The sequence below is a fragment of the Klebsiella sp. K5-204 genome, from assembly GCF_030128585.1.
GTDB lineage: Bacteria > Pseudomonadota > Gammaproteobacteria > Enterobacterales > Enterobacteriaceae > Klebsiella > Klebsiella quasipneumoniae.
On record NZ_JAKUZS010000016.1, the window covers coordinates 1 to 19,116 of the forward strand.

Below are 19,116 nucleotides of genomic sequence, written 5' to 3' on the forward strand. Positions count from 1 at the left end.
TGCTGCGTGGTATCAAACGTGAAGAAATCGAACGTGGTCAGGTACTGGCTAAGCCGGGCACCATCAACCCGCACACCAAGTTCGAATCTGAAGTGTACATTCTGTCCAAAGACGAAGGCGGCCGTCACACTCCGTTCTTCAAAGGCTACCGTCCGCAGTTCTACTTCCGTACTACTGACGTGACTGGCACCATCGAACTGCCGGAAGGCGTAGAGATGGTAATGCCGGGCGACAACATCAAAATGGTTGTTACCCTGATCCACCCGATCGCGATGGACGATGGTCTGCGTTTCGCAATCCGTGAAGGCGGTCGTACCGTTGGCGCGGGCGTGGTTGCTAAAGTTCTCGGCTAATCGCTGATAACATTTGACGCAATGCGCAATAAAAGGGCATCATTTGATGCCCTTTTTGCACGCTTTCACACCAGAACCTGGCTCATCAGTGATTTTATTTGTCATAATCATTGCTGAGACAGGCTCTGAAGAGGGCGTTTATACACCAAACCATTCGAGCGGTAGTGCGACGGCAAATCAGTATCCTTCTTTGCAACAGCAGGGCAGGGGCGACAGAACCGTCAGCGTTGAAGCAATTTGAATAGTTAAGTGTATAATCCGAAACTTAATTTCGGTTTGGATCGCCTCGCCCCCGCGGGGTGAAATTGTTTGTAGAATACTTCTGACAGGTTGGTTTATGAGTGCGAATACCGAAGCTCAAGGGAGCGGGCGCGGCCTGGAAGCGATGAAGTGGATTATCGTTGCCGTGCTGCTGATCGTGGCGATCGTGGGCAACTTCCTTTATCGCGACATTATGCTGGCGGTGCGTGCGCTGGCCGTGGTTATTCTTATTGCTGCTGCCGGTGGCGTCGCGCTGTTGACGACGAAAGGTAAGGCGACCGTTGCTTTTGCTCGCGAAGCGAGAACCGAAGTTCGTAAAGTGATTTGGCCGACTCGCCAGGAAACGCTGCATACTACGCTGATTGTTGCTGCCGTGACTGCAGTAATGTCACTGATCCTGTGGGGACTGGATGGTATTCTGGTTCGCCTGGTCTCCTTTATCACTGGCCTGAGGTTCTGAGATGTCTGAAGCTCCTAAAAAGCGCTGGTACGTCGTTCAGGCGTTTTCCGGTTTTGAAGGTCGCGTAGCCACGTCGCTGCGTGAACATATCAAATTACACAACATGGAAGAGTTATTTGGCGAAGTCATGGTCCCGACCGAAGAAGTGGTTGAGATCCGTGGCGGCCAGCGTCGCAAAAGCGAACGTAAATTCTTCCCGGGCTACGTTCTGGTCCAGATGGTCATGAACGACGCAAGCTGGCACCTGGTGCGCAGCGTACCGCGCGTGATGGGCTTCATCGGCGGTACCTCTGACCGTCCGGCGCCGATCAGCGACAAAGAAGTCGACGCCATCATGAATCGTCTGCAGCAGGTTGGCGATAAGCCGCGTCCGAAAACGTTGTTTGAACCGGGTGAAATGGTTCGCGTTAACGACGGTCCGTTCGCTGACTTTAACGGCGTGGTGGAAGAAGTGGACTATGAGAAGTCCCGCCTGAAAGTTTCCGTTTCTATCTTCGGTCGTGCGACCCCGGTAGAACTGGACTTCAGCCAGGTTGAGAAGGCGTAAGCCGGCGATCAAAAAAGCAGCGACTTAACCGTTGCATAGGGCGCGAAATTGGCATACAATTTCGCGCCTTTTGTTTTTATGGGCCCGGCCCGTAAAACGATGTTTAATCACGGGGAGCTTCTCTGAAGCGTTAATACCCAATTTGAGGATTTAAGAATGGCTAAGAAAGTCCAAGCCTACGTCAAGCTGCAGGTTGCAGCTGGTATGGCGAACCCGAGCCCGCCGGTCGGCCCAGCACTGGGTCAGCAGGGCGTGAACATCATGGAATTCTGCAAAGCGTTCAACGCCAAAACTGATTCCCTGGAGAAAGGTCTGCCGATCCCGGTTGTTATCACCGTTTACGCTGACCGTTCCTTTACCTTTGTTACCAAGACTCCGCCGGCTGCTGTTCTGCTGAAGAAAGCTGCAGGCATCAAGTCTGGTTCCGGTAAGCCGAACAAAGATAAAGTGGGTAAAATCTCCCGCGCTCAGCTGCAGGAAATCGCGCAGACCAAAGCTGCCGACATGACTGGTGCCGACATTGAAGCGATGACTCGCTCCATCGAAGGTACTGCACGTTCCATGGGCCTGGTAGTGGAGGACTAAGAAATGGCTAAACTGACCAAGCGCATGCGCGTGATCCGTGAGAAAGTTGATGCAACTAAACAGTACGACATCAACGAAGCCATCGCTCTGCTGAAAGAGCTGGCCACCGCTAAATTTACCGAAAGCGTAGACGTTGCCGTTAATCTCGGCATCGACGCGCGTAAATCTGACCAGAACGTCCGTGGCGCAACTGTACTGCCGCACGGTACTGGCCGTTCCGTTCGCGTAGCCGTATTTACCCAGGGCGCAAACGCTGAAGCTGCTAAAGCTGCAGGCGCTGAGCTGGTAGGTATGGAAGATCTGGCTGAGCAGATCAAAAAAGGCGAAATGAACTTTGACGTTGTTATTGCTTCCCCGGATGCAATGCGCGTTGTTGGCCAGCTGGGTCAGGTTCTGGGTCCGCGTGGCCTGATGCCGAACCCGAAAGTGGGTACCGTAACTCCGAACGTTGCTGAAGCGGTTAAAAACGCGAAAGCAGGTCAGGTTCGTTACCGTAACGACAAAAACGGCATCATCCACACCACCATCGGTAAAGTGGACTTTGACGCTGACAAACTGAAAGAAAACCTGGAAGCTCTGCTGGTTGCGCTGAAAAAAGCAAAACCGACTCAGGCGAAAGGCGTGTACATCAAGAAAGTTAGCATCTCCACCACCATGGGTGCAGGTGTTGCAGTAGATCAGGCTGGCCTGAACGCTTCTGCAAACTAATACCTTTACGTGGGCGGCGAATTTGTCTACAATCTTCGCCCACGTTTGCTAACGATGGTTAGCAGGTAACCGAATTGTTCGTTGGAGCCTGGCCTATCCAGGCCTCCGTCGAAGACCGCAGGTGTTTCGCAAGAAACTTAATCCCCTGCGTAGACGGTGACAGAACGCTAAGATTATTTTTGGATATTCTGGCTTGTTTCTGCTCACCGTATTTAGACGCTCTTTTCGTTGAATTGAGTGAAGTGAGTTCCAGGGCATAGGCTCTGGCAAACATCCAGGAGCAAAGCTAATGGCTTTAAATCTTCAAGACAAACAAGCGATTGTTGCTGAAGTCAGCGAAGTAGCCAAAGGCGCGCTGTCTGCAGTAGTTGCGGATTCCCGTGGCGTAACTGTAGATAAAATGACTGAACTGCGTAAAGCAGGTCGTGAAGCTGGCGTATACATGCGTGTTGTTCGTAACACCCTGCTGCGCCGCGTCGTTGAAGGTACTCAGTTCGAGTGCCTGAAAGACACGTTTGTTGGTCCGACCCTGATTGCATACTCTATGGAACACCCGGGCGCTGCTGCTCGTCTGTTCAAAGAGTTCGCGAAAGCGAATGCAAAATTTGAGGTCAAAGCCGCTGCCTTTGAAGGTGAGCTGATCCCGGCGTCGCAGATCGACCGCCTGGCAACTCTGCCGACCTACGAAGAAGCAATTGCACGCCTGATGGCAACCATGAAAGAAGCTTCGGCTGGCAAACTGGTTCGTACTCTGGCTGCTGTACGCGATGCGAAAGAAGCTGCTTAATCGCAGTTATCATTGTAAAGCATTCGCTTACGTATAAACTTATTCTGATATTCAGGAACAATTTAAATGTCTATCACTAAAGATCAAATCATTGAAGCAGTATCCGCTATGTCCGTAATGGACGTTGTTGAGCTGATCTCTGCAATGGAAGAAAAATTCGGTGTTTCCGCTGCTGCTGCTGTAGCTGTAGCTGCTGGCCCGGTTGAAGCTGCTGAAGAAAAAACTGAATTCGACGTAATTCTGAAAGCTGCTGGCGCTAACAAAGTTGCTGTTATCAAAGCAGTACGTGGCGCGACTGGCCTGGGTCTGAAAGAAGCTAAAGACCTGGTAGAATCTGCTCCGGCTGCACTGAAAGAAGGCATCAGCAAAGACGACGCTGAAGCTCTGAAAAAATCTCTGGAAGAAGCTGGCGCTGAAGTTGAAGTTAAATAAGCCAACCCTTCCGGTTGCAGCCTGAGAAATCAGGCTGAGGCTGGTGACTTTTTGGTCACCAGCCTTTTTGCGCTGTAAGGCGCCAGTAGCGTTTCACGCTGTTTGACTACTGGTTTGCCTCTCAATGCTTGTTTCTATCGACGACTTAATATACTGCGACAGGTTAGGGTTCCTGGGCTGTGTAAATCGCAATGAAATGGTTTAAGCGTGATAGCAACAGGCATTGCGGAAAGTGTTCCATTTTCCGGTCAACAAAATAGTGTTGCATAAAAAACTGCCCTCTGCGGGCAGATGGGTCGACTTGTCAGCGAGCTGAGGAACCCTATGGTTTACTCCTATACCGAGAAAAAACGTATTCGTAAGGATTTTGGTAAACGTCCACAAGTTCTGGATGTGCCATATCTCCTTTCTATCCAGCTTGACTCGTTCCAGAAGTTTATCGAGCAAGATCCTGAAGGGCAGTACGGTCTGGAAGCTGCTTTCCGTTCCGTGTTCCCGATTCAGAGCTACAGCGGTAATTCCGAGCTGCAATACGTCAGCTACCGTCTGGGCGAACCGGTTTTTGACGTTAAAGAATGTCAGATCCGTGGCGTGACTTACTCTGCACCGCTGCGCGTAAAACTGCGTCTGGTGATCTACGAGCGCGAAGCGCCGGAAGGCACCGTCAAAGACATTAAAGAACAAGAAGTCTACATGGGCGAAATCCCGCTCATGACCGACAACGGTACCTTCGTCATCAACGGTACCGAGCGTGTTATCGTTTCTCAGCTGCACCGTAGCCCGGGCGTCTTCTTTGACAGTGACAAAGGTAAGACTCACTCATCCGGTAAGGTTCTGTATAACGCACGTATCATCCCTTACCGCGGTTCCTGGCTGGACTTCGAATTCGACCCGAAAGACAACCTGTTCGTTCGTATCGACCGTCGTCGTAAGCTGCCGGCTACCATCATCCTGCGCGCGCTGAATTACACCACTGAGCAGATCCTTGACCTGTTCTTCGAAAAAGTGGTCTTTGAAATTCGCGACAACAAGCTGCAGATGGAGCTGATTCCGGAGCGTCTGCGCGGTGAAACCGCCTCCTTCGATATCGAAGCCAACGGCAAAGTGTACGTTGAGAAAGGCCGTCGCATCACGGCTCGCCATATCCGTCAGCTGGAAAAAGACGATATCAAGCATATCGAAGTGCCGGTTGAATATATCGCGGGCAAAGTGGCGGCTAAAGACTATATCGATGAAGCGACTGGCGAACTGATCTGCCCGGCGAACATGGAGCTGAGCCTGGATCTGCTGGCTAAGCTGAGCCAGTCTGGCCACAAGCGCATCGAAACGCTGTTTACCAACGATCTGGACCACGGTCCATACATCTCTGAAACGGTACGCGTCGACCCGACTAACGATCGTCTGAGCGCGCTGGTAGAAATCTACCGCATGATGCGCCCTGGCGAGCCGCCGACTCGTGAAGCCGCTGAAAGCCTGTTTGAGAACCTGTTCTTCTCCGAAGACCGCTACGATCTGTCCGCGGTTGGTCGTATGAAGTTCAACCGTTCTCTGCTGCGCGACGAAATCGAAGGTTCCGGTATCCTGAGCAAAGACGACATCATCGAAGTGATGAAGAAGCTCATCGATATCCGTAACGGTAAAGGCGAAGTGGACGATATCGACCACCTCGGCAACCGTCGTATCCGTTCCGTTGGCGAAATGGCGGAAAACCAGTTCCGCGTTGGCCTGGTACGTGTAGAACGTGCGGTGAAAGAGCGTCTGTCTCTGGGCGATCTGGATACCCTGATGCCTCAGGATATGATCAACGCCAAGCCGATTTCCGCAGCAGTGAAAGAGTTCTTTGGTTCCAGCCAGCTGTCTCAGTTTATGGACCAGAACAACCCGCTGTCTGAGATCACGCACAAACGTCGTATCTCCGCACTCGGCCCAGGCGGTCTGACCCGTGAGCGCGCAGGCTTCGAAGTTCGAGACGTACACCCGACTCACTACGGTCGCGTATGTCCAATCGAAACGCCTGAAGGTCCGAACATCGGTCTGATCAACTCCCTGTCCGTATACGCGCAGACCAACGAATATGGCTTCCTTGAGACGCCGTATCGTAAAGTGACCGACGGTGTGGTTACCGACGAAATTCACTACCTGTCTGCTATCGAAGAAGGCAACTACGTTATCGCTCAGGCGAACTCCAACCTGGATGAAAACGGCCACTTCGTAGAAGATCTGGTGACCTGCCGTAGCAAAGGCGAATCCAGCTTGTTCAGCCGCGACCAGGTTGACTACATGGACGTATCCACCCAGCAGGTGGTATCCGTCGGTGCGTCCCTGATCCCGTTCCTGGAACACGATGACGCCAACCGTGCATTGATGGGTGCGAACATGCAACGTCAGGCCGTTCCGACTCTGCGCGCTGATAAGCCGCTGGTTGGTACCGGTATGGAACGTGCTGTAGCCGTCGACTCCGGCGTTACTGCCGTTGCTAAGCGCGGCGGTACCGTTCAGTACGTGGATGCTTCCCGTATCGTTATCAAAGTTAACGAAGACGAGATGTACCCGGGCGAAGCGGGTATCGACATCTATAACCTGACCAAATACACCCGTTCTAACCAGAACACCTGCATCAACCAGATGCCTTGCGTGTCCCTGGGCGAACCTATCGAGCGCGGCGACGTGCTGGCCGACGGCCCGTCCACCGACCTCGGTGAGCTGGCGCTGGGTCAGAACATGCGCGTCGCGTTCATGCCGTGGAACGGCTACAACTTCGAAGACTCCATCCTCGTTTCCGAGCGTGTTGTCCAGGAAGACCGTTTCACCACTATCCACATTCAGGAACTGGCGTGCGTGTCCCGTGACACCAAGCTGGGGCCGGAAGAGATCACCGCTGACATCCCGAACGTGGGTGAAGCTGCGCTCTCCAAACTGGATGAGTCCGGTATCGTTTATATCGGTGCGGAAGTGACCGGCGGCGACATTCTGGTTGGTAAGGTTACGCCGAAAGGTGAAACCCAGCTGACGCCGGAAGAGAAACTGCTGCGTGCGATCTTCGGTGAGAAAGCGTCTGACGTTAAAGACTCTTCTCTGCGCGTACCGAACGGTGTCTCTGGTACCGTTATCGACGTTCAGGTCTTTACCCGTGACGGCGTAGAAAAAGATAAACGTGCGCTGGAAATCGAAGAGATGCAGCTGAAGCAGGCCAAAAAAGACCTGTCTGAAGAACTGCAGATCCTCGAAGCCGGTCTGTTCAGTCGTATCTACGCGGTGCTGGTCTCCGGTGGCGTTGAAGCTGAGAAGCTCGACAAACTGCCGCGCGATCGCTGGCTGGAACTGGGCCTGACTGACGAAGAGAAACAAAATCAGCTGGAACAACTGGCTGAGCAGTACGACGAACTGAAACACGAGTTCGAGAAAAAACTCGAAGCGAAACGCCGCAAAATCACCCAAGGCGACGATCTGGCACCGGGCGTGCTGAAGATTGTTAAGGTATACCTGGCCGTTAAACGCCGTATCCAGCCTGGTGACAAGATGGCAGGTCGTCACGGTAACAAGGGTGTTATCTCTAAGATCAACCCGATCGAAGATATGCCGCACGATGCTAACGGTACGCCGGTAGATATCGTCCTGAACCCGCTGGGCGTACCGTCTCGTATGAACATCGGTCAGATCCTGGAAACTCACCTGGGTATGGCTGCGAAAGGCATCGGCGATAAGATCAACGCCATGCTGAAACAGCAGCAGGAAGTCGCGAAACTGCGCGAGTTCATCCAGCGTGCCTACGATCTGGGCGCTGACGTTCGTCAGAAAGTTGACCTGAATACCTTCAGCGATGAAGAAGTTCTGCGTCTGGCTGAAAACCTGCGCAAAGGTATGCCGATCGCAACGCCGGTGTTCGACGGTGCGAAAGAAGCGGAAATTAAAGCGCTGCTGCAGCTGGGCGACCTGCCGACTTCCGGTCAGATCACCCTGTTCGACGGCCGCACCGGTGAGCAGTTCGAGCGTCCGGTAACCGTGGGTTACATGTACATGCTGAAACTGAACCACCTGGTCGACGACAAAATGCACGCGCGTTCCACCGGTTCTTACAGCCTGGTGACTCAGCAGCCGCTGGGTGGTAAGGCGCAGTTCGGTGGTCAGCGCTTCGGTGAGATGGAAGTGTGGGCGCTGGAAGCATACGGCGCAGCCTACACCCTGCAGGAAATGCTCACCGTTAAGTCTGATGACGTGAACGGTCGTACCAAGATGTATAAAAACATCGTGGACGGCAATCACCAGATGGAACCGGGCATGCCGGAATCCTTCAACGTACTGTTGAAAGAAATTCGCTCGCTGGGCATCAACATCGAACTGGAAGACGAGTAATTCTCGCTCAAACAGGTCACTGCTGCCGGGTTAACGCCCGGCAGCGGAATGTGCTAACTCCGACGGGAGCAAATCCGTGAAAGACTTATTAAAGTTTCTGAAAGCGCAAACTAAAACCGAAGAGTTTGATGCGATCAAAATTGCTCTGGCTTCGCCAGACATGATCCGTTCATGGTCTTTCGGTGAAGTTAAAAAGCCGGAAACCATTAACTACCGTACGTTCAAACCTGAGCGTGACGGCCTTTTCTGCGCCCGTATCTTTGGGCCGGTAAAAGACTATGAGTGCCTGTGCGGTAAGTACAAGCGCCTGAAACACCGCGGTGTGATCTGTGAGAAGTGCGGCGTTGAAGTGACCCAGACTAAAGTGCGTCGTGAGCGCATGGGCCACATTGAGCTGGCATGTCCGACTGCGCACATCTGGTTCCTGAAATCCCTGCCGTCCCGTATCGGCCTGCTGCTGGATATGCCGCTGCGCGATATCGAACGTGTACTGTACTTTGAATCCTATGTGGTTATCGAAGGTGGCATGACCAACCTCGAACGCAACCAGATTCTGACTGAAGAACAGTACCTGGACGCGCTGGAAGAGTTCGGTGACGAATTCGACGCGAAGATGGGTGCGGAAGCGATCCAGGCGCTGCTGCGCAATATGGATCTGGAGCAGGAATGCGAGCAGCTGCGTGAAGAGCTGAACGAAACCAACTCCGAAACCAAGCGTAAAAAGCTGACCAAGCGCATCAAGCTGCTGGAAGCCTTCGTACAGTCTGGCAACAAGCCGGAGTGGATGATCCTGACCGTTCTGCCGGTACTGCCGCCAGATCTGCGTCCGCTGGTTCCGCTGGATGGCGGTCGTTTCGCGACGTCTGACCTCAACGATCTGTATCGTCGCGTGATCAACCGTAACAACCGTCTGAAACGTCTGCTGGATCTGGCTGCGCCGGATATCATCGTACGCAACGAAAAACGTATGCTGCAGGAAGCGGTTGACGCCCTGCTGGACAACGGTCGTCGCGGTCGTGCGATCACCGGTTCTAACAAACGTCCTCTGAAATCTTTGGCCGATATGATCAAAGGTAAACAAGGTCGTTTCCGTCAGAACCTGCTCGGTAAGCGTGTTGACTACTCCGGTCGTTCTGTTATCACCGTAGGTCCATATCTGCGTCTGCATCAGTGCGGTCTGCCGAAGAAAATGGCGCTGGAGCTGTTCAAACCGTTCATCTACGGCAAGCTGGAACTGCGTGGCCTGGCCACCACCATCAAAGCCGCTAAGAAGATGGTTGAGCGCGAAGAAGCTGTCGTTTGGGATATCCTGGACGAAGTTATCCGTGAACACCCGGTCCTGCTGAACCGTGCGCCGACCCTGCACCGTCTGGGTATCCAGGCATTCGAACCGGTTCTGATCGAAGGTAAAGCCATCCAGCTGCACCCGCTGGTTTGTGCGGCATACAACGCCGACTTCGATGGTGACCAGATGGCTGTTCACGTACCGCTGACGCTGGAAGCCCAGCTGGAAGCGCGTGCGCTGATGATGTCTACCAACAACATCCTGTCCCCGGCGAACGGCGAACCAATCATCGTTCCGTCTCAGGACGTTGTACTGGGTCTGTACTACATGACCCGTGACAGTGTTAACGCCAAAGGCGAAGGCATGGTGCTGACTGGCCCGAAAGAAGCTGAGCGTATTTATCGCGCCGGCCTGGCCTCTCTGCATGCGCGCGTTAAAGTGCGTATCACTGAATACGAAAAAGACGACAATGGTGAGTTTGTCGCGAAAACCAGCCTGAAAGACACGACCGTTGGCCGTGCCATTCTGTGGATGATCGTACCGAAAGGTCTGCCGTTCTCTATCGTGAACCAGGCGCTTGGTAAGAAAGCGATCTCCAAGATGCTGAACACCTGTTACCGTATTCTGGGCCTGAAACCGACCGTTATTTTCGCGGACCAGACGATGTACACCGGCTTTGCTTACGCAGCGCGTTCCGGTGCATCCGTTGGTATCGATGACATGGTCATCCCGGAGAAAAAATACGAAATCATCAGCGAAGCGGAAGCGGAAGTTGCTGAGATTCAGGAACAGTTCCAGTCCGGTCTGGTGACCGCGGGCGAACGCTATAACAAAGTTATCGATATCTGGGCTGCGGCGAACGATCGTGTATCCAAAGCGATGATGGATAACCTGCAAACCGAAACCGTGATTAACCGTGACGGTCAGGAAGAGCAGCAGGTTTCCTTCAACAGCATCTACATGATGGCCGACTCCGGTGCGCGTGGTTCTGCTGCACAGATTCGTCAGCTGGCCGGTATGCGTGGTCTGATGGCGAAGCCGGATGGCTCCATCATCGAAACGCCGATCACCGCGAACTTCCGTGAAGGTCTGAACGTACTCCAGTACTTCATCTCCACGCACGGTGCGCGTAAAGGTCTGGCGGATACCGCACTGAAAACAGCGAACTCCGGTTACCTGACTCGTCGTCTGGTCGACGTTGCCCAGGACCTGGTCGTCACTGAAGACGACTGCGGCACCCTGGAAGGCATCACTATGACGCCGGTTATCGAAGGTGGCGACGTTAAAGAGCCGCTGCGCGATCGCGTACTGGGTCGTGTGACGGCGGAAGACGTGCTGAAGCCGGGTACTGCGGATATTCTGGTTCCACGCAACACGCTGCTGCACGAGCACTGGTGTGACCTGCTGGAAGCGAACTCCGTTGACTCCGTCAAAGTGCGTTCCGTTGTATCCTGTGACACCGACTTTGGTGTATGTGCGCACTGCTATGGTCGTGACCTGGCGCGTGGCCACATCATCAACAAAGGTGAGGCTATCGGCGTTATCGCGGCACAGTCCATCGGTGAGCCGGGTACACAGCTGACGATGCGTACGTTCCACATCGGTGGTGCGGCATCTCGTGCGGCTGCTGAATCCAGCATCCAGGTGAAAAACAAAGGTAGCATCAAGCTCAGCAACGCGAAGTCGGTTGTGAACTCCAGCGGTAAACTGGTTATCACTTCTCGTAACACCGAGCTGAAGCTGATCGACGAATTCGGTCGTACCAAAGAGAGCTATAAAGTGCCTTACGGTGCGGTTATGGCGAAAGGCGACGGTGAGCAGGTTGCCGGCGGTGAAACCGTCGCAAACTGGGATCCGCACACCATGCCGGTTATCACCGAAGTGAGTGGTTTTATCCGCTTCACTGACATGATCGACGGCCAGACCATTACTCGTCAGACCGACGAGCTGACCGGTCTGTCTTCGCTGGTGGTTCTGGACTCTGCAGAACGTACCGCAGGTGGTAAAGATCTGCGTCCGGCGCTGAAAATCGTTGATGCTCAGGGCAACGACGTTCTGATCCCAGGTACCGATATGCCTGCTCAGTACTTCCTGCCGGGTAAAGCGATTGTTCAGCTGGAAGATGGCGTACAGATCAGCTCTGGTGACACCCTGGCGCGTATTCCGCAGGAATCCGGCGGTACCAAGGACATCACCGGTGGTCTGCCGCGCGTTGCGGACCTGTTCGAAGCACGTCGTCCGAAAGAGCCGGCTATCCTGGCTGAAATCAGCGGTATCATTTCCTTCGGTAAAGAAACCAAAGGGAAACGTCGCCTGGTTATCACCCCGGTAGACGGTAGCGAGCCGTACGAAGAGATGATTCCGAAATGGCGTCAGCTCAACGTGTTCGAAGGTGAACGTGTAGAACGTGGTGACGTAGTTTCCGACGGCCCGGAAGCACCGCACGACATTCTGCGTCTGCGTGGCGTACATGCTGTGACCCGTTACATTGTTAACGAAGTCCAGGACGTATACCGTCTGCAGGGCGTTAAGATTAACGATAAACACATCGAAGTTATCGTTCGTCAGATGCTGCGTAAAGCCACCATCGAAAGCGCAGGCAGCTCCGACTTCCTCGAAGGCGAGCAGGTGGAATACTCCCGCGTCAAGATCGCGAACCGCGAACTGGAAGCGAACGGCAAAGTGGGCGCAACGTTCTCCCGCGATCTGCTGGGTATCACCAAAGCGTCTCTGGCCACCGAGTCCTTCATCTCCGCGGCATCGTTCCAGGAGACCACTCGCGTGCTGACCGAAGCAGCCGTTGCGGGCAAACGCGACGAACTGCGCGGTCTGAAAGAGAACGTCATCGTGGGTCGTCTGATCCCGGCCGGTACCGGTTATGCGTACCACCAGGATCGTATGCGCCGTCGCGCTGCTGGCGAACTGCCGGCGGCACCGCAGGTGAGCGTGGAAGAAGCATCTGCCAACCTTGCAGAGCTGCTCAACGCAGGTCTGGGCGGTTCTGACAACGATTAATCGTTGATGCACTGCTAAAAAGCCGGTCAGGTTTCCTGACCGGCTTTTTTATTGCCTGTTCTCCGCAGTCCCCGTCTTTAATTACATTTACGCCATATCCAGGATGCAATTTTTTAGCAATTAATTCATAAAAAATATCCTTTAGCCTTGCACCTCAAAAACCTTTCTTTATATATGGGTAAAACTTCTACTCATATCAAAAAATAAACAATTCAAAGAGGATATATTCAAAATACCTGATGAATCATGGGATTACTGCTGCTGCTTTATCTTCGGCGCGACGGCTCTGGAGAGGGATCGCTGCATCTCATGCTTCCCCCAACAAGGCGCAGAAATAATCCCGGAAGCAGGTAGGGATCATTACTTTAGGTCTGAGCGGACAGGCTCTGGGGGCTGCATGGAATTCGCGATACAACTCATTATTATCTTAATTTGTCTGTTTTATGGTGCCCGAAAAGGCGGTATTGCGCTGGGGCTGCTGGGCGGCATCGGTTTAGTGATCCTCGTCTTTGTTTTTCATCTCCAGCCGGGTAAACCGCCGGTTGATGTGATGCTGGTGATCATTGCGGTGGTGGCCGCCTCGGCGACGCTGCAGGCGTCCGGCGGCCTGGATGTCATGCTGCAGATTGCCGAGAAGCTGCTGCGGCGAAACCCAAAATATGTCTCTATTGTGGCGCCTTTCGTCACCTGCACGCTGACTATCCTCTGCGGTACCGGTCACGTGGTGTATACCATCCTGCCGATTATCTACGATGTGGCGATTAAGAATAACATTCGCCCGGAGCGTCCGATGGCCGCCAGCTCCATTGGCGCCCAGATGGGGATCATCGCCAGCCCGGTCTCGGTGGCGGTGGTCTCGCTGGTGGCGATGCTGGGGAATTTTACCTTTAACGGTAAACATCTCGAGTTTCTCGATCTGCTGGCGATAACCATTCCTTCCACGCTGCTGGGCATTTTAGCCATCGGCATCTTCAGCTGGTTCCGTGGCAAAGATCTGGATAAAGACGAAGCCTTCCAGGCGTTTATTGCGGTACCGGAGAACCGCCATTACGTCTATGGCGATACGGCGACGCTGCTGGATAGAAAGTTGCCCACCAGCAACTGGATAGCGATGTGGATTTTTCTGGCCTCCATCGCTGTGGTGGCGCTGCTCGGCGCCTTCTCTGAACTGCGTCCGACCTTTGACGGTAAACCGCTGTCGATGGTGCTGGTGATCCAGATGTTTATGCTGCTCTCCGGGGCGCTGATCATCATCATTACTAAAACCAACCCGGCATCGATTTCCAAAAATGAGGTCTTTCGTTCGGGAATGATCGCTATCGTCGCGGTGTACGGCATCGCCTGGATGGCGGAGACCATGTTTGGCGCTCACATGACCGAAATTAAAGGGGTGCTCGGGGAGATGGTCAAAGAGTATCCATGGGCCTATGCCATCGTGCTGCTGCTGGTTTCGAAGTTTGTAAACTCGCAGGCGGCAGCGCTGGCGGCGATTGTTCCGGTGGCCCTGGCCATCGGCGTCGACCCGGCCTATATCGTGGCTTCTGCGCCGGCCTGCTATGGCTACTATATTCTGCCGACCTACCCCAGCGATCTGGCGGCGATCCAGTTTGACCGCTCAGGGACCACCCATATTGGCCGCTTTGTGATTAACCACAGCTTTATCCTGCCCGGGCTCATCGGCGTTGGCGTCTCCTGCGTTTTTGGCTGGGTATTCGCTGCGATGTACGGCTTTCTGTAAGCGGGGACGGGCGCCGGCAGCGACGCCCGTTCAGTTCGAGAGATTATTGCGCGAGGGGCAGGCGACGGTATAGTTCAATCATATCGGTCGCCAGATCCTGAATGACCATGGCGTTCATCAGATGGTCCTGAGAATGCACGGTGATCAGGTTGACCGGTAGCTTACCGCTGCCTTCATCCAGGCCGATAAGCTGGGTCTGAATTTTATGCGCATGTTTGACGAACTCATGGGACTCGGCCATGGCCTGCTCCGCTGCGGCAAAATCGCCTTTCCGCGCCAGCTGTAGCGCCGTCAGCGCCGCGCTGCGCGCAGAACCCGCGTTAACCAGCAGCTCCATGATGATCGTTTCTAAATCTTCCATCGATTACTCCAGCATCTTAAGGGCTTTATCCAGAACGGCATCACCTTTCATCATGCCGTAGTCCATCATATCGATCACGGCGACCTTTTTGCCGAACGGGTCGGCCAGCGCCTGCAGCTTCGCCTGCTCATATTTCACCTGCGGGCCGAGCAGAATAATGTCGGCGGCGGCCAGATTATCTTTAAACTCGGCGACCGGTACGGCCTTGATTGAGACCTCAACACCTTTCTTCTGCGCGGCATCTTGCATACGCTGAACCAGCATGCTGGTAGACATACCGGCGGCACAGCACAAAACGATATTCTTCATAGTCAGTGGCCCTTGTGTTCCGTGATGTCTTATGTTTATCGCGGCCCTGGCGATGCGACAACCGCTTTACCGTGATTGTGTGTAAGTCATCACACAAAAATTGAAACCGGTTTCATTTTTGCCGGAAAAAATAAAAAAGCCCACCGAAGTGGGCGGTTGCGGCGCTAAAGCCCTAGGCGCGCAGGATACGGTTTTTACCCTGCTGTTTGGCTTTGTACAGCGCTTCATCGACGCTCACCACCAGTTTATCCAGCGGCTCCATGTTCCATTCCCCCAGCCCGGCGCTGAAGGTGACCGTCAGGCCATCTTCGCGCCAGGTGCGCCGTTCGACGTTTACCCGCCATGTTTCCAGCAGCGTGCGGGCGTTATCAATATGTTCGGCAGGAAAGACCACCGCGAACTCTTCACCACCATAGCGATAGAGGGATATCTCCAGCGGCTGGAGGACCTGCAGCCCTTCGCGGGCGACGTTACGCAGAACGATATCGCCGTTGAGGTGACCCCAGGTGTCGTTGATCGATTTAAAGTTATCGATATCGACCAGCGCGAGGGCGAACGGCTGATGATCGTTCATCAGCGCGGCAATATCGCTGTCGAAGGCGCGGCGGTTCTTGCAGCCGGTGAGCGCGTCAATGGTCGCCTGGCGGACGTAGGTCAGTTCGCGCTGCTTGTTAGTTTCAATGGCTTTACTCAGCATCGCCTCGAGGCGTGGGGCGCGTTTGACGTCGCCGGTTTTAATCGCATTGATGATATTCATCAGCACGGTGCGGGAGGCATGACGCAGATAAAGGCCGAACAGGATGATGATGATCGCCGCGAGGGCGAAACCGCCGATCACTAAATTGGTTTCATGGCGCGTCAGATTAACCAGGGTGGTGTTATCGACACGGAAAATCACAAACCAGTCGGGATTGGTAAAGGAGTAATAGTAATACCAGGTGTCGCTCCCGGGATCGTAAAGCTGCCCCTCGCCGCTGGTCATTTTATCCATCAGCTCATTACTGACGAAGGGTTTAAACAGTGCGCCAGGGTCGGAGTGCAGGACCACTTTGCCATCACGCTGCACCACAAAAAACTCGCCCTGTACGGGGGCCACCATCTGGCGCAGCGCGAACCCCATGGAGGTGAGATCGAGATGAAAGGCCAGGCTGCCCTTGAGTTTCCCCTCCGGGGTGATGATGGGTTTGAAAATGGTAATCGTCGGATGGTGGGTAAAAAAATCCATATATGGGCTGGTGTAGTGGCTGAAGGTGCTGGCTTCCGCCTGTTTGATAAACCAGGGCCGCGTTCTGGGATCGAAAGCCTGACTGTCTTCATTTTCCAGCACCTCCGGGGCGCGCAGATAGTGGCCCTCGGTATCCGCCAGCGAGATGGATGAGACGCTCGGCATCATGTTCTGTAACTGCATCAGCGTCGTTAACCCTTTCTCCGGTTCCACATTGACTGCGCGATTCAGTTCGTCATTGCGGGCAAAGAAGGCGACCGCGCGCCCAAGGATAAAATCATTTTCCCGCAGCAGGGTTTCCGTGTAGTTGATCGCCAGGTTGTGGGTAAAGTTGCGGTTAATGTCGTGATAATCTTCAAGAAAATCTTTTCGCTGCGCCAGGGTGACAAAAATAGCGATCAGCATAAAACTGAGCAAGATGCCGGCAAACCCCACGACGATCGGCGTCGTGAAAGAGAGCTTTCTGTTGTGTAGAGCCATGAATCGTTAATCGTCCCGGATGTATAAACCATGGGTCCGAACGCAGGTTGCGACTGCGACGCCTGCCGATCGAATCAGTTAACTATTGCTCAATTATAACTCTGAGGCCTTCATGTATCGTGATTTATATTCGGCGACAATGTACAGGCCCTCGATCAGCGCGGAGAGGCAGGGCGAAAATGAGGAAGAAAAGGTTCGCCCTGGTCAGCGTCCGCTGCTGACCCGGGCAGAATAGAAAAAGGGCGCCTGGCGGGCCAGCCTCCGTTTTTCATCTCTCGTGCAGGCGCGCAAAAATATCAGGCGCTTACACTGTACATCATGAGGTTTGCGAGGCGCGTCCCAGCCAGCTGTCCCAGTCTTTCCACACCGGCTGCAGGCCGCGGGCAGCCAGCGCGCTGGCGACTTCTTCAGGCCGACGGTCATCGTGCGGCGCGAACTGCTCAAGCTCCGGATGGTCGTCGGCGTAACCCCCGGGCTGGGTTTTGGAGAAGGCGCTGACGTTATTGATCGCCAGCGGGATCACCCGGTCGCGGAACCAGGGAGATTCGCGGGTGGATAGCGACAGCTCAACCTCCGGCGCCAGCAGGCGGAAGGCGCAGATGGTCTGCACCAGCTGACGCTCATCCATTAGCGAGGCCGGTTCAATGCCGCCGGCGCAGGGACGCAGACGCGGGAAGGAGACCGAATAGCGGCTGCGCCAGTAGCGTTGCTGCAGCCATAACAGGTGCTCAGCGACCATAAAGCAATCCACCCGCCAGCTGTCGGAAAGGCCGATCAGCGCGCCAAGGCCGATCTTATCGATCCCCGCCTCGCCCAGGCGATCCGGCGTATCCAGCCGCCAGAAGAAATCCTGCTTTTTCCCTTTCAGGTGGTGCTGAGCGTACATGCTTTCGTGATAGGTCTCCTGATAGACCATCACCCCGTCGAGCCCCAGGGTTTTCAGCTCGGCATACTCGTCGGTCGCCAGCGGCTGCACCTCCATATGCAGCGAGGCAAACTGGCTGCGGATTGCCGGCAGGTGCTGGCGGAAATAATCCATTCCCACCTTGCCCTGATGCTCACCGGTCACCAGCAGCAGATGCTCAAAGCCCAGGTCGCGGATCGCGGCGCACTCGCGGGCAATCTCGGCAGCATCCAGCGTCTTGCGCTTAATGCGGTTGCTCATCGAGAAGCCGCAGTAGGTGCAGTCGTTGGCGCACAGGTTGGAGAGATACAGCGGCACATAGAAGCTGACGGTATTGCCGAAGCGCTGACGGGTAAGCCGCTGCGCGCGCTGGGCCAGAGGTTCAAGATACCCGGCCGCCGCCGGCGAAAGCAGGGCCATCATGTCGTCGCGGGTCAGCTGTTTGGCTGCCAGCGCCCGTTCGACATCGGCGGCGGTTTTACCGTTGATGCGCAGGCGGATGTCGTCCCACTCCAGCTGCCGCCAGCGATCGCTGAAGGTTTTCATGCCAGCGCCTCCAGGAATCCGGTGAGCGGGCTGGTGGCCTGCGCCTGCGCGCTGCGCGCCCCCGGTCCGGCCTGACGGGCCAGCAAGCCGGCCTCGACCGCCATACGGAAAGCGTGGGCCATGGCCACGGGATCGTCGGCGACGGCAATAGCGGTATTGACCAGCACCGCGTCCGCGCCCATTTCCAGCGCCTGCGCCGCATGGCTTGGAACGCCGATGCCGGCGTCGACCACCACCGGCACCGTCGCCTGCTCGATAATAATCTCCAGCATGGCTTTGGTTTCCAGCCCCTGATTGGAGCCGATCGGCGCGCCCAGGGGCATCACCGCCGCGCAGCCAGCCTCTTCCAGCCGTTTACACAGCACCGGGTCGGCGCCGCAGTAGGGCAGCACCACGAACCCTTCGCGGACCAGCAGCTCCGCCGCTTTCAGGGTTTCAATCGGGTCGGGCAGCAGCCAGCGGGCGTCCGGGTGGATCTCCAGTTTCAGCCAGTGGGTGCCCAAGGCTTCCCGTGCCAGGCGGGCGGCAAACACCGCCTCTTCCGCTGTCTTGGCGCCCGAGGTATTCGGCAGCAGGCTGACTCCCGCCGCCAACAGCGGGGCGAGGATGGCGTCATTGTGCTGACGTAAATCGACGCGCTTCATCGCCAGGGTGACCAGCTGGCTGCCCGAGGCGCGAATCGCCTCAACCATCACCTCCGGGGCGGCGAATTTGCCGGTACCGGTGAAAAGATGGGATTCAAATGTTTTGTCTGCAATACGTAACAT

At 54.9% G+C, this 19,116-nt stretch carries 14 protein-coding genes and 1 pseudogene; 10 read left to right on the forward strand and 5 right to left on the reverse strand.

Translation table 11 applies throughout. The annotated features are described in order from the left end of the window. The 10 genes and pseudogenes from tuf to dcuB all read left to right on the forward strand — a co-directional run. A pseudogene (tuf, locus tag MKR05_RS25535) lies at positions 1–353 on the forward strand (elongation factor Tu); the annotation flags it as partial. A gap of 337 nt (positions 354–690) precedes the next feature. Then, entirely contained in the window at positions 691–1,074 is a 384-nt protein-coding gene (gene secE, locus MKR05_RS25540) for a preprotein translocase subunit SecE (protein ID WP_002883772.1), read from the forward strand. A gap of 1 nt (position 1,075) precedes the next feature. After that, the gene (gene nusG / locus MKR05_RS25545; protein WP_001287521.1) at positions 1,076–1,621 is read left to right on the forward strand and encodes a transcription termination/antitermination protein NusG; all 546 of its coding nucleotides are present in this window, start codon (positions 1,076–1,078) and stop codon (positions 1,619–1,621) included. Between the two features lie 156 nt (positions 1,622–1,777). Then, complete coding sequence (gene rplK / locus MKR05_RS25550; protein WP_002884034.1) at positions 1,778–2,206, forward strand: 50S ribosomal protein L11; 429 nt, start codon at positions 1,778–1,780, stop codon at positions 2,204–2,206. A gap of 3 nt (positions 2,207–2,209) precedes the next feature. Continuing rightward, positions 2,210–2,914: a 50S ribosomal protein L1 gene (rplA, locus tag MKR05_RS25555; RefSeq protein WP_002884036.1), complete on the forward strand. Its 705-nt coding sequence runs from the start codon at positions 2,210–2,212 to the stop codon at positions 2,912–2,914. A gap of 289 nt (positions 2,915–3,203) precedes the next feature. Beyond that, on the forward strand, positions 3,204–3,701 hold the full coding sequence (gene rplJ / locus MKR05_RS25560) for a 50S ribosomal protein L10 (protein ID WP_001207203.1): 498 nt from the start codon (positions 3,204–3,206) through the stop codon (positions 3,699–3,701). A 66-nt stretch (positions 3,702–3,767) separates the two neighbouring features. After that, positions 3,768–4,133, forward strand: coding sequence for a 50S ribosomal protein L7/L12 (rplL, locus tag MKR05_RS25565; protein ID WP_002884142.1), 366 nt, complete (start codon positions 3,768–3,770; stop codon positions 4,131–4,133). Positions 4,134–4,457: 324 nt separating this feature from the next. Next, positions 4,458–8,486 carry a DNA-directed RNA polymerase subunit beta gene (gene rpoB / locus MKR05_RS25570; RefSeq protein ID WP_004206758.1) on the forward strand — a complete coding sequence of 1,343 codons (4,029 nt, stop codon included), beginning with the start codon at positions 4,458–4,460 and terminating at the stop codon, positions 8,484–8,486. 76 nt (positions 8,487–8,562) lie between these two features. After that, complete coding sequence (gene rpoC / locus MKR05_RS25575) at positions 8,563–12,786, forward strand: DNA-directed RNA polymerase subunit beta' (RefSeq protein WP_023291591.1); 4,224 nt, start codon at positions 8,563–8,565, stop codon at positions 12,784–12,786. Between the two features lie 397 nt (positions 12,787–13,183). Next, positions 13,184–14,524, forward strand: coding sequence for an anaerobic C4-dicarboxylate transporter DcuB (gene dcuB / locus MKR05_RS25580; protein ID WP_032454532.1), 1,341 nt, complete (start codon positions 13,184–13,186; stop codon positions 14,522–14,524). A 43-nt stretch (positions 14,525–14,567) separates the two neighbouring features. Here the strand turns inward: dcuB and MKR05_RS25585 are convergent, their stop codons facing one another. From MKR05_RS25585 to thiG, 5 genes are all read right to left on the reverse strand, one after another. Further along, positions 14,568–14,885: a PTS lactose/cellobiose transporter subunit IIA gene (locus MKR05_RS25585; RefSeq protein WP_004206755.1), complete on the reverse strand. Its 318-nt coding sequence runs from the start codon at positions 14,883–14,885 to the stop codon at positions 14,568–14,570. A 3-nt stretch (positions 14,886–14,888) separates the two neighbouring features. Continuing rightward, positions 14,889–15,194, reverse strand: a complete 306-nt coding sequence (locus tag MKR05_RS25590) for a PTS sugar transporter subunit IIB (protein ID WP_002884150.1) — start codon at positions 15,192–15,194, stop codon at positions 14,889–14,891. 172 nt (positions 15,195–15,366) lie between these two features. Beyond that, positions 15,367–16,899, reverse strand: coding sequence for a sensor domain-containing diguanylate cyclase (locus tag MKR05_RS25595; RefSeq protein WP_017901111.1), 1,533 nt, complete (start codon positions 16,897–16,899; stop codon positions 15,367–15,369). A 316-nt stretch (positions 16,900–17,215) separates the two neighbouring features. Further along, entirely contained in the window at positions 17,216–18,349 is a 1,134-nt protein-coding gene (gene thiH / locus MKR05_RS25600; RefSeq protein WP_023291594.1) for a 2-iminoacetate synthase ThiH, read from the reverse strand. Next, positions 18,346–19,116, reverse strand: a complete 771-nt coding sequence (thiG, locus tag MKR05_RS25605; RefSeq protein ID WP_004206751.1) for a thiazole synthase — start codon at positions 19,114–19,116, stop codon at positions 18,346–18,348. The genes thiH and thiG overlap by 4 nt, the downstream gene beginning before the upstream one ends.

What these genes read in the sequence shown, in the direction of transcription:
- secE (WP_002883772.1), top strand. Translation starts at nt 691, where the DNA reads ATGAGTGCGAATACCGAAGCTCAAGGGAGCGGGCGCGGCCTGGAAGCG.
- nusG (WP_001287521.1), top strand. Translation starts at nt 1,076, where the DNA reads ATGTCTGAAGCTCCTAAAAAGCGCTGGTACGTCGTTCAGGCGTTTTCC.
- rplK (WP_002884034.1), top strand. Translation starts at nt 1,778, where the DNA reads ATGGCTAAGAAAGTCCAAGCCTACGTCAAGCTGCAGGTTGCAGCTGGT.
- rplA (WP_002884036.1), top strand. Translation starts at nt 2,210, where the DNA reads ATGGCTAAACTGACCAAGCGCATGCGCGTGATCCGTGAGAAAGTTGAT.
- rplJ (WP_001207203.1), top strand. Translation starts at nt 3,204, where the DNA reads ATGGCTTTAAATCTTCAAGACAAACAAGCGATTGTTGCTGAAGTCAGC.
- rplL (WP_002884142.1), top strand. Translation starts at nt 3,768, where the DNA reads ATGTCTATCACTAAAGATCAAATCATTGAAGCAGTATCCGCTATGTCC.
- rpoB (WP_004206758.1), top strand. Translation starts at nt 4,458, where the DNA reads ATGGTTTACTCCTATACCGAGAAAAAACGTATTCGTAAGGATTTTGGT.
- dcuB (WP_032454532.1), top strand. Translation starts at nt 13,184, where the DNA reads ATGGAATTCGCGATACAACTCATTATTATCTTAATTTGTCTGTTTTAT.
- MKR05_RS25585 (WP_004206755.1), bottom strand. Translation starts at nt 14,885, where the DNA reads ATGGAAGATTTAGAAACGATCATCATGGAGCTGCTGGTTAACGCGGGT.
- MKR05_RS25590 (WP_002884150.1), bottom strand. Translation starts at nt 15,194, where the DNA reads ATGAAGAATATCGTTTTGTGCTGTGCCGCCGGTATGTCTACCAGCATG.
- MKR05_RS25595 (WP_017901111.1), bottom strand. Translation starts at nt 16,899, where the DNA reads ATGGCTCTACACAACAGAAAGCTCTCTTTCACGACGCCGATCGTCGTG.
- thiH (WP_023291594.1), bottom strand. Translation starts at nt 18,349, where the DNA reads ATGAAAACCTTCAGCGATCGCTGGCGGCAGCTGGAGTGGGACGACATC.
- thiG (WP_004206751.1), bottom strand. Translation starts at nt 19,116, where the DNA reads ATGTTACGTATTGCAGACAAAACATTTGAATCCCATCTTTTCACCGGT.